The organism is Brevundimonas sp. Br13 (genome assembly GCF_055391505.1).
On the sequence record NZ_AP044008.1, the window covers coordinates 864405 to 887247 of the forward strand.

The following is a 22843-nucleotide window of genomic DNA, read 5'->3' on the forward strand; positions in this document are numbered from 1 at the left end:
CCGATCCCCTCCCCCTCCCAGGCAAGGCGGGCGTTTCGCTGTCTGGAGCCCGGCTGGAGCCGCTCAGGCGGGCGTCTTCTCCTCAGCCGTCTTCTCCCGGGGCGTCTTCTCCAATGTGATCGTTTGGGTGTCGCCGCCGCGCCGCACCTCCAGGGCGACGGAGCCGGCTGCGGCCTCCAGCGCCCGAGCCGCCGCGCGGATGTCCGCCGTCGCAACGCCGTCGATGGCGAGGACCAGGTCGCCGGCCAGCAGTCCGCCCTGGGCGGCGGGCGTGCCGGCCTCGACGGCCGAAACCTGAACCTCGCCCTCCATGTCCCGCAGGGTGGCGCCATAGGCCAGGACGCGATCCGCGCCGACCTGGACCGGGGCCTCGACCGGCGGCTCGACGGCGAGGGCGGTCGTGGCCTCGCGCCCTCCGCGCAGATAGACGACGCTTAGGCTGGAGCCCGGCGCGGCGACGCCGACGGTGGCGTTGATGGAGCCGGCGTTGGCGACCGGTCGCCCCTGGAGGCGCAGGATGACGTCATCCTCGCGCAGGCCCGCGCGTTCGGCGGGCGAGCCGGGGGCCACATCGGCCACCACGGCGCCGCGCACGATGCCCAGCCGCATCCGGCGCGCCTGCTCGGGCGTCAGGGAGGCGAAGATGGCGCCGGTCTCGCCGCGCTTGACCTCGCCCTGGGTGCGCAGCTGGTCGGCGACATAGAGCATGATGCGGGTGGGCACGGCGAAGGCGATGCCGTCATTGCCCCCGCCCATGCCGCCCGACAGGATGGCGGTGTTGATTCCGATCAGCCGGCCCCGGCTGTCCAGCAGCGGTCCGCCCGAATTGCCCGAGTTCACGGCCGCGTCGGTCTGGATATAGTCCTCCACCGCATCGCCCAGGCCCGATCGGTTCAAACCCGAGATCACCCCCATGGTCAGGGTCTGGTCCAGGCCCAGCGGATAGCCGACCGCAAAGGCCAGGTCGCCGGTCCGCAGGGTGTCGGAATCCACCGTCTGCACCTGTTTCAGATTCAGCGGCCGCCCGTCGGGCGTGATCCGCAGCACGGCGATGTCGGTGGCCTTGTCCGCCCCGACCAGGACGGCGTCGAACAGCCGGCCGTCGATCAGATCGACGGTGAATTTCCGCCCGTTCTCGACCACATGGTTGTTGGTGATCACCAGGCCCTGGGCCGCGTCGATGACGACGCCGGAGCCGGAGGCGTAGGGTTTGGGATCGTCCGCATCGGAACTGGGGCCGCGCGACTGGCCCAGGGTCGTCACCTTGACCACGGCCGGCAGCGAGCTTTCCAGACCTGCGGCGAAGCTGAAGACGCCGCGGCGCGCGTCATAGGGCAGGACGGTGGGCGCCGACTGGGCCAGGACGGGGCCGGCGGCGGCCAAAAGGGCGGTCGCGACAGTCAGGGAGGCGGCGGCCGAAAAGCGAAGCGTCATGGAATGTCCCTTGATCGAGCCCCGACCTTAGCCCGACTTGATCAAACTGACGATGGGCGCCGTCCCGATCGAAGGCCGTCGCGTCGGATCCGCGAAACAGGGCTTGCGCGGCGACCGTTCCCGCGTGACCATCGTCGGGCGAACACCGGGAGCCGCCGCATGAGCCAGACGACGATCGACCGCGCCCGCCGGTGCTCGACGCCGTTCGACCGTCTGTTCCGCGATCATCCGCGCGAGGTGGGCGAGACCTATTTCCAGCACATGGCGGCCTCGGCCGGTTTTGGATTCCGCCTGTTGCGGCTGGCGGGCGCCGCCTTCGCCCACGCCCTGGTTCCGGGCGTGCACAGGGCCACGGTCTCCACCGCCGTCCGGGGCATGGCCCAGGAGATGGGCGGCCGGGCGGAGGAGGCGAAACAGAGCCGGATGCGCGACGCCGGGGTCTGGGACGTGGGGCTTTAGGGCGCTCCGACCGGCCCGGTCATGCAATTGCCGGGGTTTGTGCTATAGAGGCGGGCTAAACCGCATCCAGGATCGCCGCCTTGAGCATTACGCTCGATCTTTCCCGTGTCTCGAACGCGCCGGCCGTGAAGGCCCCCGTCAACCTGTCCGGTCTGACGCGCGCGGGCCTGCGCCAGGCCCTGATTGATGCGGGCGTTTGCCCGCCCGAAAAGGCCAAGATGCGCGCCAGCCAGATCTGGGGCTGGATCCACCACTACGGCGTCACCGACTTCGCGGCCATGAGCAATGTGGCCAAGGACATGCAGGCCAGACTGGCCGAGCATTTCACCTTGGCCCGTCCCGAGATCGTGGAACGCCAGGTGTCCAAGGACGGCACGCGCAAATGGCTGATCCGCACGGCGCCGGGCATAGAGATCGAGACCGTCTACATCCCCGACGTCGGTCGGGCCGGGGCGCTTTGCGTCTCGTCCCAGGTCGGCTGCACCCTGAACTGCACCTTCTGCCACACCGGCACCCAGAAGCTGGTCCGCAACCTGACCGCCGCCGAGATCGTGGCCCAGGTCCAGGTGGCCCGCGACGACCTGGAGGAATGGCCGTCGCCCAAGGAAGACCGCCGCCTGTCCAACATCGTCTTCATGGGCATGGGCGAGCCGCTCTACAATTTGGACAACGTCTCGGACGCGATCGACATCATCTCGGACAATGAGGGGATCGCCATTTCGCGGCGGCGGATCACCGTCTCGACCTCGGGCGTGGTGCCGATGATCCCCGAGCTGGGCGAGCGGACCGGGACCATGCTGGCCATCAGCCTGCACGCCACCAACGACCCGCTGCGCGACGTCCTGGTGCCGCTGAACAAGAAATATCCGCTGGACCAGCTGATGGCCGCCATCCGCGCCTATCCGGGCCTGGGCAACGCCAAGCGGGTGACGTTCGAATATGTCATGCTGAAGGGCGTCAACGACAGCCCGGATGAGGCGCGCGCCCTGGTCAAGCTGATCCAGGGCATACCGGCCAAGGTGAACCTGATCCCGTTCAACCCCTGGCCCGGCACGGACTACCAGTGCTCGGACTGGAAGACGATCGAGGCCTTCGCCGCCATCCTGAACCGCGCCGGCTACGCCAGCCCCATCCGCACCCCCCGCGGCCGCGACATCCTGGCCGCCTGCGGCCAGCTGAAGTCCGAGAGCGAGAAGCTGCGGGCGAGCGCAATCAGGAAGGCGGAGCAGGCGGCGGCGTGAGCGGCCTGTAACTACGCCTCCAAATGATCCATCCGGCCAGCCCGCCTGGGATCGCCAACAGTGGGGCGGCTAATTCCGTGCCCGGGGCAAGAAGCCGAAAGACGATTGCGCCCGCGATAACGCTTTCGATTGCGGCCGTAATCGAGAAGGCGCCTACGCTGGTTCGGCCTGAATTATGCAGAATCCACCAAGTTGGAATTCCGACGACGATCAGGCCAACAAGATAGACCGGGAAAGAGATTATGAAGCCGTAGAGGGCTGCGAGCAGCCCGAACAGAAGTCCCCCGCCCAGGGCGTTGCCCAAGCCAGTTTCGCCGGGCGAAACGATTATGCTGATCCACATTCCTATGGCCGACATTCCAGCTGTGGTGCTTGCGGCAAGGACGTTTGCAATGATGAGCGTACCAAGCCGATCCGACATCGACTTGATCATATCTTAGCCACAACTCTGTTTAGAGGTCTCGGACCCATGCTTTCCGGCGTCCGCACATCCCAGGCCAGACCCAGCCGTTCCAGCAATTGAATGAACCGGAACCCCCAGTCGCTCTGGCCCGGGTAGAGGCCGATCTTCGCCGAGCCGGGATAGGCGTGGTGGTTGTTGTGCCAGGCCTCGCCCATGGTGGGGATGGCGGCCCAGGGGACGTCATGGGCCTGGACGCCCGCCTCGCGCACCAGCCAGGTTTGCGGACCGCGACGGTGGGCCAGATGGCCGACGAACCAGTGGCCGATGACGCTGGCCGAGACCCGGGCGCAGACGCCCCAGACCACGAAACCCCAGCCGCCCATCAGCCACAGCGCCGCCGCGACAGGAAGCTGTTGCAGCATCCAGGTCCGTTCCAGGAACCGATAGAAGGGATCGCGGCCGATCCGGCCCAGCTCGAACTGCGGCGGCCGTTCCAGCACCAGCCGGCAGTGCATCTGCCACCAGGCGTCGACCGCCATCGGCCGCCGGTGCGCCAGATAGTCGTGACAGTCGGTCTGGCGCTGGGCCCAGTCGCGGATGTCGTGGGTGCGGATCATCCAGAAGGGGCCGCTCATGCCGACCAGGGTCCCGAACCAGGCCAAGACGCGCTCCAGCCACAGCGGGCAATCGAAGCTGCCGTGGATCAGCCGACGGTGAAATCCGACCGAATGGCCCAGCAGAAGCGTCGTCCCTGTCACGACGACGAAGACTGCGACAGCGGCGAGGCTGAAGGTCTTGGCGCCGAAGATCAGGGCGGCGGCCAACATGGCGCCGTTCCACAGCGAGTGACGCGGGTCCCAGACGACACGGCCTTCGATCGGGCTGCAGCCGGGCGTCTCGACGAGACTGTTCACGGCGCAGGGATCAGCGTGGTCCATGTCGGCCTCCCTTCGTAGGTAATTAGGCAATCACTTAAACATTGAAATGACCCGCTGGCAAGCGCTTAGCAAATCGCTTAAATACCGCCCATGCAACGCGTGTTCGAAGCCCTTTCCAGTCCCGTCCGCCGCAAGATCTTGGCCTATCTGGCCCACGCGGACCTGACCGCCGGGGAGATTGCGGCCAAGTTCGAGATCTCCAAGCCGGCGGTGTCCCAACACCTGTCGGTGCTCGAGGTCGCGGGTCTGGTGACCAGCGAGAAGAAGGGCCAGTACGTCCATTACAGCTTGGCGCCGGACCAGTTGACCAACACCCTGAACGGCTATGTCCAGGAGGTGTGCCCGGTCGCCAAGCCGTTGAAACGCGAGAGCGCGGCCCTGGCCAAGGCGCGCGCGAACAAGCCGGATGACGCAGGCCTGTAATCTTTCGTCACAAGGTGTTGCTTCGCCGCGCTTGCGGATTGGGGCGGCAATCGGGCAAGGCGTAGAGACATGGACCCCTCACTGACGAACGTCCTGTCGAGCGCCGAGGTGCAGGCTTTCGCCTCGGGCTTTCCGGTCATGGTCACGCACCTGATCGTGACCCTGCTGCTGCTGGCGGCGGGGGCGACGGTCTACGCCCTGCTGACGCCGTGGAAGGAGATCGCCCTGATCCGCGAGGGCAATCCGGCGGCGGCGGTGGCCTTCGCTGGAATTCTGGTGGGTCTGGCCATTCCGCTGGCGGTGTCCCTGTCGGTCTCGACCTCGGTCCGGGATGTGGCCATCTGGGGCGTGGCGACCCTGGTGCTGCAGTTGCTGGCCTTCCGGGTTGTGGACCTGATGCTGCACGGCCTGCCGCAGCGGATCAAGGACGGCGAGGTTGCGGCCTCGGTGGTCCTGGTCGGGGCCAAGCTGGCGACCGCCCTGATCCTGTCGGCCGCCCTGACCGGCTGAGCGGCGAACGGATCGCGTCATGCAATTCCCCCGCCTGCCGGACTGGGCCATCTACGGAGCGGTGGCGGGCGTGCTGCTGGCGGTCTCGCTGGGCCGGCGCGAAAACGCCGACGCCCCGCCCGCCCCGCCGCCCCCCGACGAGATCGAGGGCGCCCTGCTGGGCCCCATCACCCCCTTCGACACGGCCGTGACCCTGGACGCGCCGGACACGCCCTTTACGCCGAAATCCGGCACCGCCTTTTCGATCGCCGGGCGCGGTCGCTGGGTCACGGCCCGCCATGTGGTGGAGGGCTGTCGTCGGCCGGCCCTGGTGGTGGGCGGCGGTCGGGCGGTGGCGGCCGACGTGCGCCTGGCTCCCCGGGCCGACGTGGCCCTGCTGCTCACGGAAGGCGGGCCGCCCGCCCTGCCGGTCGCGGTCCAGGCCCCGCTGCGCAAGGGCCAGCGCGCCTTTCACCCCGGCTTTCCCCAGGGGCGGGCGGGCGAGGTGACCTCGCGCCTGCTGGGGCGCGAGACCCTGAAGGTGTTCGGCCGCGGCGCCCATGACGAACCGGTTCTGGCCTGGGCCGAGGTCGGGCGCACCGACGGGCTGGAGGGGACCCTGTCGGGACTGTCGGGCGCGCCGGTGATGGACGGGCGCGGGCGGGTGCTGGGCGTCACCATCGCCGAGGCGCCGCGCCGGGGCCGGATCTACACCACGGCCCCTGAATCCTTCGCCCCCGCCATTCGCGGCGAACAGCGGGCGGACGAGGCGGCGCTGGGCGAGCCGGTGACCATCGACAACTACGGCCGGGTCGCGGATGCGCTGAGGCGCGATCTGCGGGTGGCGCAGGTGGTGTGTCTGTCGGTTTGAGAGAGGCCATCCGTGCTAGTGAGTGGTGCTAGTGAGCAAGGGGCGCACGAAGCCGAGGCTGCCTTCCATTCTGCTCACTAGCACCAGCACTTTTCACTTCACCCCTACTTCAGCGAACCGCTGTTCAGATTCAGCTCGCTCGCCTCGATGACCTCCAGGTTCGGGTGTTTGGCCCGCAGGGCGTCGAGGAACAGCGACCCGTCGCCGACGATCACCAGGCTGGCGCGATTGACCGGCAGGTGTTCGGCGAAGGCGGCCTGGACCTGTTCGGGGGTGACGGCGCGGACGCGGCCGGCGTAGTCGGCCAGATCGCTCATCGGCAGGTCGTAGAGGGCCAGGTTGGCGACCAGGGCGCCCAGGCCGTCGACCGTCTCCAGCGACCGACCAAAGCCGCCGATCAGGGTGGCCCGGCGCGGCGCCAGGTCGGCCTGGGTCGGGGTTTCCGCGCCCAGTTTGGCGATCTCGGCCAGGATCAGATCGGCCACCTCGTCGGCGGTCTCGTTCTTGGTCTGGGTCGAGGCGGTGAACAGGCCCGCATCGGCGCGGGCGCCCAGGGACGAGCCGGCCCCGTAGGACAGGCCGCGCTTGATGCGGATCTCCTGGTTCAGCCGCGACGAGAAGCCGCCGCCCAGCAGGGTGTTGCCCAGGGTGAGCGGGAAATAGTCGGCGTCGGTGCGCGACACGCCGCGAATGGCGGCGACGACCGCAGCCTGACCCGCGCCCGGCTGGTTCACCACGACGATGCGCGGGGCCAGGGCCTGACCGGCCGGGTCGGCGACGGCGGCGGGGGCGGCGCCGGCCGGACGCCAGTCGCCGAACGCCTGCTGCGCCAAGGCGCGAGCGGCGGCGGGGGTGATGTCGCCCGAGAAGACCAGGGTGGCGTCCGAGGGGCGATAGCGGGCGGCGTGGAAGGCGGCGACGTCCGCCGGGGTGATGGCGGGCACCGATTGGACCGTGCCCGAGCCCGGCGCCCCGTAGGGGGCGTCGCCATAGACGACCCGGCCCACGGCCTGGCCGGCGATCGAGCCCGGCTGGCTGAGGGCGACGCGAAGATTGTCCAGGGTCTGGGCCTGCTGGCGCTCAAGCTCCTCGGCGGCGAAGGTCGGGTTCTTCACCAGATCGGCCATCAGGGCGACCGTCTGGGGGAAGGCGTTGGCCGGGGCGTTGGCGTAGACATTGGTGAAGTCCACGCCCGCGCCGGCGCCGATGGAGGCGCCCAGCTGTTCGATCTCGGTCGCGATTTCGGGCGCCGACTTGGTCTTGGTGCCCTGGGTCAGAAGGGCGGCGGTCATCGCGGCGATTCCGGCCTTGCCCGCCGGGTCGTCGGACGAGCCGGCGTCGAAGCTGAGGCGGGCCGAGACCAGCGGCACGCCGTCGGTCGGGGCCACCAGGACCCGCAGGCCGTTGTCCAGTCGGAAGTCGGCGACGGCGGGGGTGGCCGGGGCCACTTCCGCGCCGGGCTGCGGCAGAGGCGTGCGCTGGGCCTCCGGCAGCAGGACCGCCGGGGCGCCGGCCGGCGCCAGGTCGGCGACCTTGACGGGGGCGTCGACGTTCATCTTCTGCACCGAAGGCGGGTTCTGTTCGTCGGCGGGCAGATAGCGGATCGTCGACTGGCGCTGGGGCGTCAGATATTTGCGGGCGACACGCTGGACGTCGGCGACGGTGACGGCCTGGATCTGGGCGATCTCGCGGTCGGCGGCGGCGGCGTCGCCGGTGTTGATAAGGGCGAAGCCCAGCGCCGAGGCGCGGTCGTCCACCGTCTCGCGATTGCGCAGGGCGTCGGCGACGATCTCGTTCTTGGCCTCGGTCAGTTCGGCGGCGGTGACGGGGGCGTCGCGCAGCTTGGCGATCTCGGCGTTCAGGGCGGCGATTCCCTCTTCCGCCGTATGACCCTGGGCCATGATGGCCAGGGCGGTCAGATTGCCGGCCTGCTGGGCGAAGTCGGGGGTCGAGCCGATCTGGGCGGCGATCTGCTGATCATAGACCAGGGAACGATACAGGCGGCTCGATTCACCGGTGGACAGTATGCCGTCCAGCACGGTCAGGGCGGCGCGGTCGGCGTCGGCGTATTTGACCGTGGGCCAGCCGATCACCACGGCGGGCAGGGGGACGTTGGGCGCATAATAGGTGACGTCGCGCGGCCCGGTCGGCTCGGGCTCGGCCACATTGTTGGTCGGCAGCGGCGTGGCCGGGTTCTTCAGCGGCGTGAAATACTGGTCGATCCAGCGGTCCAGCTGGGCCTGGTCGAAATTGCCGGCCACGATCAGATAGGCGTTGTCGGGCCGGTAGTAGGTGGCGTGGAAACGCAGGACGTCGTCTAGGGACGAGGCGTTCAGCTCCTCGATCGAGCCGATGCCGGGACGGCGATAGGGGCTTTCCTGATACAGGGTCTCGGGCACGAACAGGCCGAACAGACGGCCATAGGGGTTGGCCAGGATGCGCTGGCGATATTCTTCCTTCACCACGTCGCGCTCGGCGACGAAGGTCGGTTCGTCCACGACTAGGGAGCCCATCCGCTCGGCCTCGGCGAACAGCATCCGCTGCAGGTGGTTGGCGGGGACGGTCTCGAAATAGGCGGTGGTGTCGTCGGCGGTGAAGGCGTTGTTCGAACCGCCCACATCTTCGGTCAGCCGGTCGAAGGTCTCGGGCGGCAGGTTCTTAGTCGCCTTGAACATCAGATGTTCGAACAGATGGGCGAAGCCGGAGCGGCCGGCCGGATCGTCCTTGGACCCGACCTTGTACCAGACCTGAACCGTCACGTTCGAGGTGTCGGCGTCGCGGGCGGTGTAGACTTCCAGCCCGTTCGGCAGGACGCGCTTGGTGAAGCCCAGGGGCGGGACGACCACGCCGTGCTGGGCCTGGGCGGCGACAGGCGCAGGCGCGAGTGCGGCGGCCGGCGCTGCGAAGGCGGGCGCGGCGAGGCCCAGCAGCAGGGCCGAGGCGGCGACGGTGGCGGTGAGGCGAAATTTCATGCGGGTCTCCAGGCCCGGAGCGCCGGGCGATGAGACCGTATCAGCCCTCGGCTGACATGCACCTTACCGAGCTGTAATTATCGTCGTTCAAACACCTCAACGCCGATCTCGCCGTCCGGCGTCAGCCAGGCGTGCTTCATCCCCTGGCTGTTGAAGGGGGCGGCGATGTTGCCGGCGGCGTCCAGGGCGATCAGGCCGCCGTCGCCGCCCATCCGGCCGATCTCGTCGATGACGGCCTGGGCCGCGGCGGCCAGGGCCTGACCCGCCGCGACGCGCCAGGCCACCTGGGCGGCGGCGGCGACGCGGATGAAATATTCGCCCTGGCCGGTGCAGGAGGTCGCGGCGTGGCCGTCGGCCCAGGTCCCGGCGGCGGGGATGGGGGTGTCGCCGGCGCGGCCCGGCATCTTGCCGAAGACCCCGGCGGTCGAGGTGGCGGCGGCGAGACGGCCCTGGCTGTCCAGCACGCAAGCGCCGACCGTGCCGTGGCTCAGGGTTCCGGGCGGATGATTGTCCTCGCCCTGACCGGCGCCCGTATACCAGGCGGCTTCGTCGGCGACGGGCTCCAGCCCCTGATCCTGGGCGAACAGGGCCGCGCCCTCGCCCACCAGCATGACGTGGGGGGTGCGCTCCATTACGGCGCGGGCGGCGACGACAGGGTTGCGAAAGCCCTGGAGGGCGGCGACGGACCCGGCCCGTTTCGTCGATCCGTCCATCAGGCTGGCGTCCAGCTCATAGGCGCCGGCCAGATTGGGCGAGGCGCCCTTGCCGGCGACATAGAGGCCGGAATCCTCCAGCATGACGACGGCGGCTGTGGCGACGTCCAGGGCGCTTTCACCCGCGTCCAGACGCGGCCTCATGGCCTCGACCACCTGGCGCATGTGGGCGACCTCGGCGTCATAGTTGCGTTCGCGCCGGGCGCCGGCGCCGCCGTGGAGGATGAGGGCGGTCATGTCGTCTTCCTGAGCCTTGTTTCGGACGCCTCTTTCAAACGGGCGTGGCGCTCTTTAGCGTCGGGATGAAGGCCGCGCCATGTCGGTCGAACACAAGCGGGCCTCAAGTCGCGCTAAGCGCGGTAGGCCCAAGGGAGGAATGATGCGCGCTGTCCTGTCCAAGACCGCCGGTGGTCCCGAAACTCTCGTGGTCGAAGACGTGCTCGATCCGACGCCCAAGCCGGGCGAGCTGGTCATCGAGGTCAAGGCCGTGGGGATCAACTATCCCGATACGCTGATCATCGAGGACAAATACCAGTTCCGCCCCGAACGGCCCTTTTCGCCCGGCGCGGAGGTGGCGGGCGTGGTCGAGGCTGTGGGCGAGGGCGTCAAGGGCGTGGCCAAGGGCGACCGGGTCATCGCCGTGCCCGGCTGGGGCGGGCTGGTGGAACGGCTGGCGGTCAGGGCCGAGACGGTCATTCCCATGCCTGAGGCCATGAGCTTCGAGGAGGCGGCGGCCCTGATCATGACCTACGGCACCAGCTATTACGCCCTGAAGGACCGGGCGCAGCTGAAGGCCGGCGAGACCCTGCTGGTGCTGGGCGCGGCCGGGGGCGTCGGCGCCGCCGCCGTGGAGCTGGGCAAGGCCATGGGCGCCCGCGTGGTCGCCGCGGCCTCGACCAACGACAAGGTCGAGTTCGCCCTGGCGCTGGGGGCCGACAACGGCCTGATCTATCCGACCGGGCCGATGGACAAGGCGGCGCAGAAGGAACTGTCCGGCGAGTTCAAACTGGCGACCGGGCGGGACGGGGCCGACGTGGTCTATGACGCGGTCGGCGGCGACTACGCCGAGCCGGCGCTCAGGGCCATGGACTGGAACGGCCGCTATCTGGTGGTCGGCTTCCCGGCGGGGATCCCGTCCCTGCCGCTGAACCTGACCCTGTTGAAGTCGGTCTCGGTCATCGGGGTCTTCTGGGGCGCGGCCGTGGCGCGCGATCCCAAGGGCCACGCCGCCAACATGGCCGAGCTGATGCGGATGTACGCCGAGGGCAAGATCAAGCCGCGCGTGTCCAAGACCTTCCCGCTGGAGAAGGCGGGGGCGGCGATCAAGGCCCTGGGCGACCGTCAGGCCCTGGGCAAGATCGTGGTGACGGTGGAAAGCTGAAATCCCTTCTCCCCTTGCGGGAGAAGGTGGCCCGAAGGGCCGGATGAGGGGTCGGTCTGTGCGAAACGGCGAGGCCGGCGCGACCCCTCGCCCGACCGCGCCAGGACGACGGCTGCGCCGCCGTGCGCGGTCTCCCTCTCCCGCAGGGGGAGAGGGTTACTTTCCCCTCAGCCGCTCAACCGCTTCTTCGGCCTGGTCGCGGTGGCGGCGTTTGATGTTGGCGCCCAGGGTGGCGATCAGGGCGGCGATGACCGCCGCGTCGTCGGTGTAGCCGATGCCGGCGAACAGGTCGGGAATGGCGTCCACCGGCATGACGAAATAGGCCAGGGCGGCGAAGATCATTCCCTTGGCCGGAAGCGGCGTCTGGGGATCGCGGGCGGCGTACCAGGCGGCCAGGGCCTGATCCGCGAAGGGGATGCGGGCCGCCGTGCGCTGGATCTTGGGCCAGAAGCCGCGCGTCACCCGCGCCTCATTGACCTTCACCACGGTGGGGACCAGGGCCTTTTTCGGGTCCAGGGCGTCTTCGGGCGAGACGGGTTTGGCTTTGGCGGTCATGGCCGCTAAATCCTCAAACGAAACTCAGGTTCATTACAACATAGGAAAGACCGAGATGAAACTCGACAGCAGCATCGCCGCCGTGGTCACGGGCGGGGCGTCCGGCCTCGGCGAAGGCACGGCCCGCGCCATCGCCGCCACGGGCGCCAAGGTGGCCCTGTTCGATCTGAACGCCGAGAAGGGCGAGGCCATTGCCGCCGAGATCGGCGGCGTCTTCTGCCAGGTGGACGTGACCGACGACGCCTCGGTGGCCGCCGCCTTCGAAAAGGCGCGCGCCGCCCACGGCCAGGAGCGGCTGACCGTCAACTGCGCGGGCATCGCCACCGGCATGAAGACCGTCTCGCGCAAGAAGGACACCGGCGAGATCAAGGCCCACGACATGGCCCAGTTCGAACGCACCGTGCGGGTCAATCTGTTCGGCACCTTCCGCGTCCTGTCGCAGTCGGCGGCGGGCATGGTGACCCTGGAGCCCATGGCGGACGGCGAGCGCGGCCTGATCGTCAACACCGCCTCGGTGGCGGCCCAGGACGGCCAGATCGGCCAGGCGGCCTATTCGGCCTCCAAGGGCGGGGTCTACGCCATGACCCTGCCGATCGCGCGCGACCTGGCCCAGGAAGGGGTGCGCTGCAACACCATCCTGCCCGGCATCATGTGGACGCCGATGATGGCCGGCATGGACCAGAAGATTCAGGACGCCCTGGCCGCCGCCATCCCCTTCCCCAGCCGTCTGGGCACGCCCGCCGACTACGCCTCCCTGGTGCTGGAGCTGGCGCGCAACGTCTATATCAACGGGGAGTGCATCCGCCTGGACGGGGCCATACGTTTGGCGCCGCGCTGACATCTTTAGCGCGCTATCGCTCGCCGCGCGGCGGCTCGCTGCTTGAGCGCGGAAGGGCGCTACGCTCGCGATGCGTTCCCGCCTTCGCGGGAATGACGAGGCTCGCTGCTTGAGCGCGAAGGGGCTCCGGCCGTGATCAAAAGGCGGTCTCTCAGCCTCAAGCAGCACGAAGTGCGATAGGCCGAAAAAAAGGGGTTGCGGTCCGCCGCAACCCTCCGCTATACGCCCCCTCCTCGACGGGGAGCACACATCGCTCCCTACGGAGTGCGGGCGTAGCTCAGGGGTAGAGCACAACCTTGCCAAGGTTGGGGTCGGGCGTTCGAATCGCCTCGCCCGCTCCATGTCGGGATGCAAAATCAGGGGCCTGTCGTTCTCGGCAGGCCCCGATTTTTTGCCTGAAACCCAACGATGTCTCAGAGCAGGGCGGCCGCCAGCGTCAGGGCGCCGAGGCCCAGAGACAAGGGTAGCCGCAGCCCCAGCCAACCCTCGGGCGTCAGGCCCAGGGCCTTCAGCCGGACATCGACCAGGACGCTGAGGGCGATGAAGCCCCCCAGCGGGCCGAGCGAGAGGCCCATATCGCTCTCGCCCGACGCGAGGGGCCAGGCCGCAGCCAGGGCCAGCAGCGACGGAAGCACCGCCACGCCCCAGACCCAGGCGGGAGCCTTGCCGCGCGCGGCCGCCGCCAGTCCCCACCAGACCCCGCCCAGGAAGCTGAAGATCAGGGCGGCATAACCAAAGGCCAGACCCAGGGCCAGGGGGCGCAATTCGGCCCCGCCGCCGACCAGCAGGGCGACCGCCGCCGCCTGGGGCAGCAGGCCCGAGAAGCCCAGCTGGCGGGCGAGGGAGGGAAGGCGGGCGGGGGCGTTCGTGTCCATCTCGATCCGGCGTCTGAGCGGGGAGGCAAATCCGATCCCCGGCGCCGGTTCGTATATCACGATCACCGCGCGCCGCGCCCTCCGGAAGCTCTCCTCCCCGATGATCCGACGTTCAGCCCGCCCCGCGCCCTGTTCTGAACCAAGCCGATGAGCCGGCTGGTCGTCTGGCACGACGGGGCCTGTCCCCTGTGCCGCCGCGAGATCGTCCTGATGCGACGGCTGGATCGCCGCGGCGTCATCGAATTCGTCGATGTGGCGGGCGACGGGGATGTCGCCTGCCCGCTGGATCGCGAAACCTTGCTGGCCCGGTTTCATGCACGCGAGGACGGGCGGATCCTGTCGGGGGCGGCGGCCTTTGCGGCCATGTGGCGGGCCATTCCCCTGCTGCGGCCCCTGGGGCTGGCGGCGCGGTCGCCGATTGTGCTGGCGGGGCTGGAGGCGGCCTATCGCCTGTTTCTGAAGGTGCGGCCCCGGCTTCAGGCCCTGGCGCGAAGGGCGGGGTGAGCCATGGCGGTTCTGAGACTGGTGCTGGGCGATCAGCTTTCGGACGGGCTGACCGCCCTGGAGGGGCTGGATCCCGAGGCGGACACGGTGCTGATGGCCGAGGTGCGCGCCGAGGCGACCTATGTCCGCCATCACAAGCAGAAGATCGCCCTGGTCTTCGCCGCCATGCGGAACCACGCCGAACGGCTGAGGGCCCGGGGCGTGCGGGTGCGCTATGTGGCGATCGACGATCCGGACAACAGCGGCTCGATCACCGGCGAACTGGCGCGGGCCCTGGATGCGGGCGTCTATGACCGCGCCGTCCTGACCGAATGCGGGGAATGGCGCCTGGCCGAACATCTGGCGGCCTTCGCCGAAGGGGCGGGCCTGCCCGTGGAGATCCGCGAGGACCGGCGGTTCCTGTGCTCACACGACCGGTTCCGGCGCTGGGCCTCGGGCAAGTCGCAGCTGCGGATGGAGTTCTTCTATCGCGAGATGCGGCGCGCGACCGGTCTGCTGATGGACGGCGATCAGCCGGAGGGCGGGCGCTGGAACTATGACGCCGAGAACCGCAAGAAGTTGCCGCGCGGGGTGAGGCCGCCCAAACGCCTGCGCATCACGCCCAACGCGATAACACAGGCGGCCATGGCGGACGTCGCCTGCCTGTTTCCCGATCATTTCGGCGCCCTGCACGATTTCGGCTGGCCGACGACGGCCGAGGAGGCCGAGACGGTTCTGGAGGATTTCCTGACGAACGTCCTGCCCGGCTTCGGCGACTGGCAGGACGCCATGGCGGAGGATCAGCCGTGGATGTGGCACGGGCTGATCTCGACGTCGTTGAACCTGGGCCTGCTTGATCCGATGGACGTCTGCCGCCGGGCCGAGGCGGTCTATCGCGCCGGACGGGCGCCGTTGAACGCGGCCGAGGGCTTCATCCGCCAGATCCTGGGCTGGCGGGAGTTCGTGCGCGGAATCTACTGGCTGAAGGCGCCGGAATATCGGGCAAGGAACTTCCTGGACGCGGACCGGAATCTGCCCTGGTTCTACTGGTCGGGCGAAACCGACATGGCCTGCGTGGCCGATGTGGTGAGGACGACGCGGGAGAACGCCTACGCCCATCATATCCAGCGGCTGATGGTGACGGGCAATCTGGCCCTGCTGCTGGGCGTGCATCCGGATGTGGTCGATGACTGGTATATGGCCGTCTACGCCGACGCCTATGAGTGGGTGGAGATGCCCAATACACGGGGCATGGCTCTGTTCGCCGACGGCGGGATCGTGGGGTCGAAGCCCTATGCGGCGTCCGGCGCCTATATCGACCGGATGAGCGACTACTGCGGCGGCTGTCGCTATGATGTGAAGAGCAAGAGCGGCGACGCCGCCTGCCCGTTCAACCGGCTGTACTGGGGCTTTCTGGAGCGGAATCGGGGCCGGCTCAGGGACAATCCGCGCCTGGCCATGCCCTATCGGACCCTGGACGGTTTTGGGGAGGCGAGGCGGGCGGCCCTGGCGGCGGAAGCCGAGGCGTGTCGCACCCTGCTGGGTGTGACGCCCAGGGACTGAGGGGCAGCTTGGCGGGAACCTCGACGGGAGCTGCGGGATTTGCTTGGCTGTTTCCCCGTTCGAGCCAGAGAGGTCGCCTCCATGATCGCCCTTCGCCGCCCCGCCTCCCGTCTTCCTGTCCGTCTGCTGGCCGCCGCCGTCGCGGCCTCGGCCCTGTCGGCCTGCGCCTATAATGAGGCGCTCGGTCGCAACCAGCTGCTTCTGGTCGACAACGCCGCTCTGGCTCAGCAATCGAACGCCGCCTGGCGCGAGGCGATCAGCAAGCCGGGCGTCCAGACCTCGGGTGCCCAGGTCGATCGCATCCGTCGCGTCGGCAACCGTCTGGTCCAGGCGGCGGGCCTCGGCGACCGGACCTGGGACTATGCGGTCTTCAGCGAGAAGAGCCCGAACGCCTTCGTCCTGCCGTCCGGCCAGATCGGCGTGACCGACAGCCTGCTGGCCCTGGTCCAGAACGACGACCAGTTGGCGACCGTGATCGGCCATGAGATCGGCCATGTCGTCGCCAACCACGCCGCCGAGCGGGCGTCGAGCCAGGCGGCGACCTCCATCGGCCTGGCGGCCGTCGGCGGGGCGGCGGGGCGTTACGGCGACGCGGTCAACGCCTATGGCGGTCTGGCGGCCCAGTACGGTCTGCTGCTGCCCTATTCACGGCGCGACGAGCTGGAGGCCGACCGGCTGGGCGTGGACTATATGCAGGCCGCCGGTTTCCGCCCGTCCCAGGCCGTGGCCCTGTGGCGGCTGATGGCGGCCCAGCGTCAGGCCAGCATTCCGCAGTTCGCCTCGACCCACCCGTCGGACGCGACCCGGATCGACCTGCTGCAGCAATATATCGCCGGCAAGGGCTGGAGCTGATCAGACCTTGATGTCAAGATAGGTCCCCGGACGCATGATCCGGGGCGGCTGTCCGTCGGTCGATGGCGAGGGCGGGGTCGGCCGCGTCGGGCTTGCGGCGGGCGTCTGAGGCTGGATCGGAGCAGCCTGGATCGGATTGGTCTGGACCTGGTTCAGGGCGGCGCGAAAGAAGGCGGCCTGGGCGTTGCGCGCCGACGAGGTCTCGCCGCCGGGGGTCGGCAAGGTCTGGGGCAAACCTGGGCGAATCGCGCTCATAGCCAACCGTTAACGCATCGCGAGCCGACAATCGTTAACAAGATCTCAGGAAAGAGGGTTAATCCGGGCTTAACGGCTATTTTTCCGACGGCAGGGGCCGAGCGGGCGCCTGCATCGAGGCGACCAGCCGCTCGATGTCGGCGTCGTTCAGCAGGGGGCCGGACTGTTTGGCGGTGATCCGGCCCATGGCGTCGACGGCGAAGGTCTCGGGCACGCCGGATATGCCCAGGTCCAGCCCGGCCCGCCCCTCGCGATCGACCAGGACCATCGCATAGGGATCGCCCAGCTCGTCCAGGAAGGCGCGGGTGGCGACCGGCTCGTCCTTATAGACCACGCCGACGACGGCGATCCCGCGCGCCTTCAGGGCCAGAAGCTTGGGGTGTTCGATCCGGCAGGGGGCGCACCAGGAGGCGAAGACATTGACCAGCATGGGCCGTCCCACCCCGGCGGTCTTCAGGTCCAGATTGCCCGGCCCGGCCGTGTCGCCCTCCAGCATGGGCAGGACGGTCTCGGGGATGGGCTGGCCGACCATGGCGTCGGGCTTGAAGGCCGGGTCGCGCTTCAGCGACCAGCCGGCGAACAGGGCGAACAGGGCGACCGCCACGACGAGCGGCAGCAGGGCCAGCCAGCGGTTCATTTTAAGGGCCCTATCGCGCTTTGCGCTGCTTGAGGGCGCGGGGAGACTGCCGCGTCTGATGTCGCGCTCTGGTCTTTTTCCAGACGCTCGAGTTCGCGCTTCCATTTGCGCGAGGCGACGACGGCGCGGGCCGTCAGGGCGGCCAGCACCAGGGCGCTGACGCCCCAGGCGGGCCAGACGAAGGCGGCGTAGGGGCTCATGTCGAGGTCGAGCATCTTAGGCCTCCAGCGCCTTTCGCGCGCGCAGGGACAGGACGCGGCGGCGGCGGATTTCGGTGCGGATCGCCGTCAGCCACAGGGCCGCGAACGACACCCCATAGGCCGCCAGCATGGTCAGGAAGGCGGGCAGATAGACGGGGTCTAGGCCCGAGGCGCCCGGCGTCAGGAAGCTGGCCGGCTGATGCAGGGTGTTCCACCAGTCGACCGAGAATTTGACGATCGGCAAGTTGATCAGCCCGACCAGGCCCAGGACGGCGGCGGCGCGGGCGCCCTTCTGCTCGTCGTCGATCGAGGCCCGAAGCGCCATATAGCCGAGGTAGAATAGAAACAGCACCAGGACGCTGGTCAGGCGCGCGTCCCAGACCCACCAGGTTCCCCACATGGGCTGGCCCCACAGCGAGCCGGTGAACAGGGCCAGGGCCGTGAAGGCGGCGCCGGGCAGGGCGGCGGCCCGGGCGGCGGCGTCGGCCAAGGCGTGGCGGAAGACCAGGGCGAAGAAGCTGGAGACCCCGAGCGCCGCATAGGCCCCCAGGCCCAGGCTGGCGGCGGGCACATGGACGAACATGATCCGCACCGTGTCGCCCTGCTGATAGTCGGCGGGGACGGTGAAGCTGAGCCAGGTTCCGACCGCCAGCAGGACGGCGGCGGCCGTCCACAGCACCGGCGTCAGCGGGCCGGTGAAGCGCATGAACCGCTGCGGATTGGACAGGCCGAACATGGTGTCAGCGATTACGCGGCGGGACGGCGGCGGGCAAGCGGCGTGTCACGGCGTCCCCTAGCCTTGGGCGTTCCTGACCGCCGCCGCCCCGGCGAAGGCGGCGACGACCCCGGCGAACAGGACGTAGGCGGTAAGGAAGGCCAGGGCCGGGGCCGGCGACTGGCCGGACGCCGCCCGCTCCAGCGCCCCGGCGCCGAACACCACGGGCGGGATGAACAGGGGCAGGACCACGACGGCGATCAGCAGGCCGCCCCGCTTGGCGCCCAGAGCCAGGGCGGCGCCCAGGGCGCCGGTCAAGGCGAAGCCCGCCCCGCCGATCAGGGCCGACAGGGCGGCCAGGGGCGCCAGCGAAACCGGCAGGCCCAGGGCCAGGGCGGCGACCGGCGCGGTCAGGGCCAGGGGCAGGCCGACGGCGATCCACTGGGCCAGGGCCTTGATCAGAACCACCGATTCCAGCGGCAGATGGCCGATCGCCAGCAGGTCCAGCGCCCCGTCCTCCAGGTCCCGTTCGAACAGCCGCTCTAGCGACAGCAGCGAGGCTAGCGCCAGGGCCAGCCAGGCGATCCCGCCCGCCACCGGCGAAAGCGTGCGAGGATCGCCCCCCGCCGCCAGGGGCAGGACGGCGGTCAGGCAGGCGAAGAAGCCGCAGGCCAGCAGCGGGCCGCCCCCGCCGCTCCAGGCCAGGTCCAGCTCCCGTTCCAGCAAGACGCGCGTCGCGCCCCGCAGGCCCGGCGGGCGGGGTTCGGCGTCCACCGGCCGGCTCACGCCAGACCTCCCAGGTCCAGGGTGCGGGCCGGGATCGGCAGGGGGTCGTGGACGGCGGCGAGGATCAGGCCGTCGGCCTCGAGATGACGGCGCATCTGGTCGGCGAAGACGGCGCGCCAGCGGGCGTCCAGCGGGGCCATGGGCTCGTCCAGCAGCCACAGGGCGCGCGGCGATCCGACCAGCCGGCCCATGGCCAGACGACGGCGCTGGCCGGCGGACAGGCGCCGAACCTCAAGGTCCAGCAGGGGCTCAAGGCCGAACGCCTCGACGGCGTGATCGAAGCCGGTCTGGGTGTGGCCCAGCCAGTCGCATTGGAAGCCCAACTCCCGGCGGGCCGTGCGTCCGGTCTTCAGTCCGTCCTGGTGGCCGAGGAAATGCACTTCGCGCCCGCGCGCCAGATGGTCGTCCAGCCGATTGCCGTCGCCGTCGTGAAAGGCGATCTCGCCCGCGTCGGGTCGCAGCAGGCCGGCGACGGTCCGCAGCAGACTGGTCTTGCCCGCCCCGTTGGCGCCGGTCAGCGCCACGGCCTCTCCGGCGCGGAGATTAAGGCTCAGGCCCGAGAACAGGCGACGCTCGCCGCGCGAGACGGCAAGGTCGGAGAGGGAGAGGGCGTGGATCATGGCGCCGAACTTCTCCCTCCCCCGGCGGGGGAGGGGGCGCGCGGAGCGACCGGGTGGGGGCGGCCCGCCAAGGATGCGAAGCGTTTGCAGGGCGACGTGTCGCCTGGCCCTCCCCACCCGGCCTCGCTTCGCTCGTCCCCCCTCCCCCGAAGGGGGAGGGAGAGCCAGGTCGCTGTTTTGAGAACCTTTCTCAATGTCCACGTCGGGGGTGTGGACACATGGACGGTGCGATCCAGCGGGTCTATAGGCACGCTTGCCGCAGCAGGCTTTCGCCGCGCGCGCAGGGGCCCTGTGAGCCGCTGCGTCTGCCGCGCGAAGGCGCAACCGGATTGTCGGGCGGCGCTGACCAGAGGAAAACTCTCCATGCCGTCGATCGACAGCTTCAACACCCGCCAGGACCTTTCCGTCGGGCGCAAGAAATACGCCTATTACAGCCTTCCGGCCGCCGAGGAAGCGGGTCTGGCCGGGATTTCCCGCCTGCCGCGCTCGATGAAGGTGCTGCTGGAGAACCTGCTGCGCAACGAGGACGGCGTCTCGGTGACGCAGGACGACCTGAAGGCCGTCGCCGCCTGGGTCGAGAACAAGGGCTCGGTCGAGCACGAGATCGCCTTCCGCCCCGCCCGCGTCCTGATGCAGGACTTCACGGGCGTGCCCGCCGTGGTCGATCTGGCCGCCATGCGCGACGCCATGAGCGCCCTGGGCGCCGACGCCGCCAAGATCAACCCGCTGGTGCCGGTCGATCTGGTCATCGACCACTCGGTCATGGTCGACCACTTCGGCACGCCCAAGGCCTTCGGCCAGAACGTCGAGCGCGAATATGAGCGCAACATCGAGCGCTACAACTTCCTGCGCTGGGGTTCGTCGGCCTTCAACAACTTCCGCGTCGTGCCCCCCGGCACCGGCATCTGCCATCAGGTGAACCTGGAGAACCTGGCCCAGACCGTCTGGACCCTGGAAGAGGGCAAGAAGACCGTCGCCTATCCCGACACCGTCGTCGGCACCGACAGCCACACGACCATGATCAACGGCCTGGCCGTTCTGGGCTGGGGCGTCGGCGGCATCGAGGCCGAGGCGGCCATGCTGGGCCAGCCGATCCCGATGCTGATCCCGGAAGTCATCGGCTTCAAACTGACCGGCCGTCTGCCGGAAGGCACGACCGCCACCGACCTGGTGCTGACCGTCACCCAGATGCTGCGCAAGAAGGGCGTGGTCGGCAAGTTCGTCGAATTCTTCGGCGACGCCCTGCCGAACATGACGATCGAAGACCAGGCGACCATCGCCAACATGGCCCCGGAATACGGCGCCACCTGCGGCTTCTTCCCCGTCTCGGCCGCCACCATCGGCTATCTGACCGCCACCGGCCGCGACAAGGCGCGCGTCGCCCTGGTCGAAGCCTACGCCAAGGCCCAAGGCCTGTGGATCGACGAGACCTCGGAAGACCCGGTCTTCACCGACGTGCTGGAGCTGGACCTGGCCACGGTCGTGCCGTCGCTGGCCGGCCCCAAGCGTCCCCAGGACCGCGTCGAACTGACCGCGGCCGCCCCGGCCTTCGAGACCGCCCTGACCGAGGTCTTCAACCGTCCCGCCGACGCCCCGCGCGCGGCCGTCGAGGGTGAAGGCTTCACCGTCGGCGACGGCGATGTGGTGATCGCCGCCATCACCTCCTGCACCAACACCTCCAACCCCTCGGTCCTGATCGCCGCCGGCCTGGTGGCGCGCAAGGCCAACGCCCTGGGCCTGAAGGCCAAGCCCTGGGTCAAGACCTCGCTGGCCCCCGGCTCGCAGGTCGTCACCGACTATCTGACCGACGCCGGCCTGCAGAAGGACCTGGACGCCCTGGGCTTCAACCTGGTCGGCTACGGCTGCACCACCTGCATCGGCAACTCGGGCCCGCTGGACCCGGCCATCTCCAAGGCGATCAACGACAACGCCCTGGTCGCCACCTCGGTCCTGTCGGGCAACCGCAACTTCGAAGGCCGGGTGAACCCCGACGTCCAGGCCAACTATCTGGCCTCGCCGCCTCTGGTCGTGGCCTACGCCATCGCCGGCTCGATGCGGATCGACATCACCAAGGATCCGATCGGTCAGGACAAGAACGGCAATGACGTCTTCCTGAAGGACATCTGGCCCACCACCCAGGAAATCGCCGACATTCAGCGCAAGTCGGTCACCCCGGCCATGTTCGCCAAACGCTACAAGGACGTGTTCAAGGGCGACAAGCACTGGCAGGCGATCAAGGTCGCCGGCGGCCAGACCTATGAGTGGGACGACGCCTCCACCTATGTGGCCAACCCGCCCTATTTCGACGGCCTGTCGATGGAGCTGACCCCGGTTCAGGACGTGGTCGAAGCCCGCGTCCTGGCCATCTTCGGCGACTCGATCACCACCGACCACATCTCCCCGGCCGGTTCGATCAAGAAGACCTCGCCCGCCGGCGTCTATCTGACGAACCACGGCGTCGAGGCGGCCGAGTTCAACAGCTACGGCGCCCGCCGCGGCAACCACGAAGTCATGATGCGCGGCACCTTCGCCAACATCCGCATCAAGAACCGGATCACGCCCGAGATCGAGGGCGGCGTGACGAAGCACTTCCCGTCGGGCGACACCATGTCGATCTATGACGCCGCCATGCGGTATCAGTCGGAAGGCCGGCCCCTGGTCGTCTTCGCCGGCAAGGAATACGGCACCGGCTCGTCGCGCGACTGGGCGGCCAAGGGCACCCGCCTCTTGGGCGTCCGCGCCGTCATCGCCGAAAGCTTCGAACGCATCCACCGCTCGAACCTGGTCGGCATGGGCGTGGTGCCGCTGCAGTTCAAACAGGACGGCTGGCAGAAGCTGGGCCTGACCGGCGAGGAGATCGTCACCATCCGCGGCCTGTCCGACGCCAATGTCGGCAAGCTGCGCCCGCGTCAGGACCTGTGGGTCGAGCTGTTCCGCCCGTCGGACGGCAAGATGGCCCGCTTCCCGGTCCGCTGCCGCATCGATAACCAGACCGAGATGGACTATCTGCTGGCCGGCGGCGTCATGCCCTACGTCCTGCGCAACCTCGCCCGCGGCCCGGAAACCGAGTCGCCGATCGCGGCCGAATAGGCAGCGGTTCGCTGAGATAGAAAGAGGGCCGGCGGAGCGATCCGCCGGCC

General features: G+C 69.2%; 24 protein-coding genes and 1 tRNA gene. 12 read left to right on the forward strand and 13 right to left on the reverse strand.

The genetic code is table 11. The features are described from left to right. Positions 1–63: 63 nt before the first annotated feature. On the reverse strand, positions 64–1434 hold the full coding sequence (locus ACZ5M6_RS04210; protein WP_054764609.1) for a trypsin-like peptidase domain-containing protein: 1371 nt from the start codon (positions 1432–1434) through the stop codon (positions 64–66). 159 nt (positions 1435–1593) lie between these two features. Here ACZ5M6_RS04210 and ACZ5M6_RS04215 point away from each other — a divergent pair, with 159 nt between their 5' ends. Beyond that, complete coding sequence (locus ACZ5M6_RS04215) at positions 1594–1893, forward strand: DUF6356 family protein (protein ID WP_464159751.1); 300 nt, start codon at positions 1594–1596, stop codon at positions 1891–1893. Positions 1894–1973: 80 nt separating this feature from the next. Continuing rightward, a complete protein-coding gene (gene rlmN, locus ACZ5M6_RS04220; RefSeq protein WP_464159752.1) occupies positions 1974–3134 on the forward strand; it encodes a dual-specificity RNA methyltransferase RlmN in 1161 nt (386 codons plus the stop codon). On the opposite strand, the gene ACZ5M6_RS04225 is transcribed toward rlmN, so the two are convergent. After that, positions 3106–3567 (reverse strand): hypothetical protein, encoded by a 462-nt coding sequence (locus tag ACZ5M6_RS04225; RefSeq protein WP_054764612.1) that lies wholly within the window; start codon positions 3565–3567, stop codon positions 3106–3108. The two genes, rlmN and ACZ5M6_RS04225, sit on opposite strands and share 29 nt — an antisense overlap. Next, positions 3564–4475: an acyl-CoA desaturase gene (locus ACZ5M6_RS04230; RefSeq protein WP_054764613.1), complete on the reverse strand. Its 912-nt coding sequence runs from the start codon at positions 4473–4475 to the stop codon at positions 3564–3566. The genes ACZ5M6_RS04225 and ACZ5M6_RS04230 overlap by 4 nt, the downstream gene beginning before the upstream one ends. A gap of 90 nt (positions 4476–4565) precedes the next feature. Here ACZ5M6_RS04230 and ACZ5M6_RS04235 point away from each other — a divergent pair, with 90 nt between their 5' ends. The 3 genes from ACZ5M6_RS04235 (at position 4566) to ACZ5M6_RS04245 (ending at position 6258) form a co-directional block, all read left to right on the forward strand. Beyond that, complete coding sequence (locus ACZ5M6_RS04235) at positions 4566–4898, forward strand: metalloregulator ArsR/SmtB family transcription factor (protein ID WP_054764614.1); 333 nt, start codon at positions 4566–4568, stop codon at positions 4896–4898. 69 nt (positions 4899–4967) lie between these two features. After that, the gene (locus tag ACZ5M6_RS04240) at positions 4968–5408 is read left to right on the forward strand and encodes a DUF350 domain-containing protein (protein ID WP_054764615.1); all 441 of its coding nucleotides are present in this window, start codon (positions 4968–4970) and stop codon (positions 5406–5408) included. 19 nt (positions 5409–5427) lie between these two features. Continuing rightward, positions 5428–6258 carry a S1 family peptidase gene (locus tag ACZ5M6_RS04245; RefSeq protein WP_183217508.1) on the forward strand — a complete coding sequence of 277 codons (831 nt, stop codon included), beginning with the start codon at positions 5428–5430 and terminating at the stop codon, positions 6256–6258. A gap of 104 nt (positions 6259–6362) precedes the next feature. Here ACZ5M6_RS04245 and ACZ5M6_RS04250 read toward each other — a convergent pair whose 3' ends face one another. Both ACZ5M6_RS04250 and ACZ5M6_RS04255 read right to left on the reverse strand, forming a co-directional pair. Continuing rightward, positions 6363–9230, reverse strand: coding sequence for a M16 family metallopeptidase (locus tag ACZ5M6_RS04250; RefSeq protein WP_464159753.1), 2868 nt, complete (start codon positions 9228–9230; stop codon positions 6363–6365). A 77-nt stretch (positions 9231–9307) separates the two neighbouring features. Next, a complete protein-coding gene (locus tag ACZ5M6_RS04255) occupies positions 9308–10180 on the reverse strand; it encodes an isoaspartyl peptidase/L-asparaginase family protein (protein WP_464159754.1) in 873 nt (290 codons plus the stop codon). Between the two features lie 142 nt (positions 10181–10322). Here ACZ5M6_RS04255 and ACZ5M6_RS04260 point away from each other — a divergent pair, with 142 nt between their 5' ends. Further along, on the forward strand, positions 10323–11324 hold the full coding sequence (locus tag ACZ5M6_RS04260; protein ID WP_464160097.1) for an NADPH:quinone oxidoreductase family protein: 1002 nt from the start codon (positions 10323–10325) through the stop codon (positions 11322–11324). Positions 11325–11480: 156 nt separating this feature from the next. On the opposite strand, the gene ACZ5M6_RS04265 is transcribed toward ACZ5M6_RS04260, so the two are convergent. Next, positions 11481–11879, reverse strand: coding sequence for a YkvA family protein (locus ACZ5M6_RS04265; protein WP_152949415.1), 399 nt, complete (start codon positions 11877–11879; stop codon positions 11481–11483). A 55-nt stretch (positions 11880–11934) separates the two neighbouring features. On the opposite strand from ACZ5M6_RS04265, the gene ACZ5M6_RS04270 reads away from it, so the two are divergent. Continuing rightward, entirely contained in the window at positions 11935–12717 is a 783-nt protein-coding gene (locus ACZ5M6_RS04270; protein ID WP_054764620.1) for an SDR family NAD(P)-dependent oxidoreductase, read from the forward strand. A 266-nt stretch (positions 12718–12983) separates the two neighbouring features. Then, positions 12984–13058, forward strand: a tRNA-Gly gene (locus ACZ5M6_RS04275). A 72-nt stretch (positions 13059–13130) separates the two neighbouring features. Here ACZ5M6_RS04275 and ACZ5M6_RS04280 read toward each other — a convergent pair. Continuing rightward, a complete protein-coding gene (locus tag ACZ5M6_RS04280) occupies positions 13131–13592 on the reverse strand; it encodes a DUF3429 family protein (RefSeq protein ID WP_464159755.1) in 462 nt (153 codons plus the stop codon). 147 nt (positions 13593–13739) lie between these two features. Between ACZ5M6_RS04280 and ACZ5M6_RS04285 the strand changes: the two genes are divergently transcribed. The 3 genes from ACZ5M6_RS04285 (at position 13740) to ACZ5M6_RS04295 (ending at position 16490) form a co-directional block, all read left to right on the forward strand. Then, a complete protein-coding gene (locus ACZ5M6_RS04285; protein ID WP_054764622.1) occupies positions 13740–14096 on the forward strand; it encodes a thiol-disulfide oxidoreductase DCC family protein in 357 nt (118 codons plus the stop codon). A 3-nt stretch (positions 14097–14099) separates the two neighbouring features. Beyond that, positions 14100–15638 carry a cryptochrome/photolyase family protein gene (locus tag ACZ5M6_RS04290; protein WP_464159756.1) on the forward strand — a complete coding sequence of 513 codons (1539 nt, stop codon included), beginning with the start codon at positions 14100–14102 and terminating at the stop codon, positions 15636–15638. Positions 15639–15719: 81 nt separating this feature from the next. Continuing rightward, positions 15720–16490 carry a M48 family metallopeptidase gene (locus ACZ5M6_RS04295; protein ID WP_054764624.1) on the forward strand — a complete coding sequence of 257 codons (771 nt, stop codon included), beginning with the start codon at positions 15720–15722 and terminating at the stop codon, positions 16488–16490. On the opposite strand, the gene ACZ5M6_RS04300 is transcribed toward ACZ5M6_RS04295, so the two are convergent. The 6 genes from ACZ5M6_RS04300 to ccmA all read right to left on the reverse strand — a co-directional run bounded on the left by ACZ5M6_RS04300 (position 16491) and on the right by ccmA (position 19703). Next, positions 16491–16745 carry a hypothetical protein gene (locus tag ACZ5M6_RS04300; protein WP_464159757.1) on the reverse strand — a complete coding sequence of 85 codons (255 nt, stop codon included), beginning with the start codon at positions 16743–16745 and terminating at the stop codon, positions 16491–16493. Positions 16746–16821: 76 nt separating this feature from the next. Continuing rightward, positions 16822–17382 carry a DsbE family thiol:disulfide interchange protein gene (locus ACZ5M6_RS04305; protein WP_464159758.1) on the reverse strand — a complete coding sequence of 187 codons (561 nt, stop codon included), beginning with the start codon at positions 17380–17382 and terminating at the stop codon, positions 16822–16824. Then, positions 17379–17597: a heme exporter protein CcmD gene (gene ccmD, locus ACZ5M6_RS04310; protein WP_287397401.1), complete on the reverse strand. Its 219-nt coding sequence runs from the start codon at positions 17595–17597 to the stop codon at positions 17379–17381. Before ccmD ends, ACZ5M6_RS04305 begins: the two co-directional genes overlap by 4 nt. Before the next feature lies 1 nt (position 17598). After that, complete coding sequence (locus ACZ5M6_RS04315) at positions 17599–18318, reverse strand: heme ABC transporter permease (RefSeq protein ID WP_182713398.1); 720 nt, start codon at positions 18316–18318, stop codon at positions 17599–17601. A gap of 57 nt (positions 18319–18375) precedes the next feature. Beyond that, positions 18376–19083: a heme exporter protein CcmB gene (gene ccmB, locus ACZ5M6_RS04320; RefSeq protein ID WP_191557908.1), complete on the reverse strand. Its 708-nt coding sequence runs from the start codon at positions 19081–19083 to the stop codon at positions 18376–18378. Further along, entirely contained in the window at positions 19080–19703 is a 624-nt protein-coding gene (gene ccmA / locus ACZ5M6_RS04325; RefSeq protein ID WP_464159759.1) for a heme ABC exporter ATP-binding protein CcmA, read from the reverse strand. Before ccmA ends, ccmB begins: the two co-directional genes overlap by 4 nt. Before the next feature lie 363 nt (positions 19704–20066). Between ccmA and acnA the strand changes: the two genes are divergently transcribed. Beyond that, complete coding sequence (gene acnA, locus ACZ5M6_RS04330) at positions 20067–22793, forward strand: aconitate hydratase AcnA (RefSeq protein ID WP_464159760.1); 2727 nt, start codon at positions 20067–20069, stop codon at positions 22791–22793. The last annotated feature ends 50 nt before the right edge of the window (positions 22794–22843 follow it).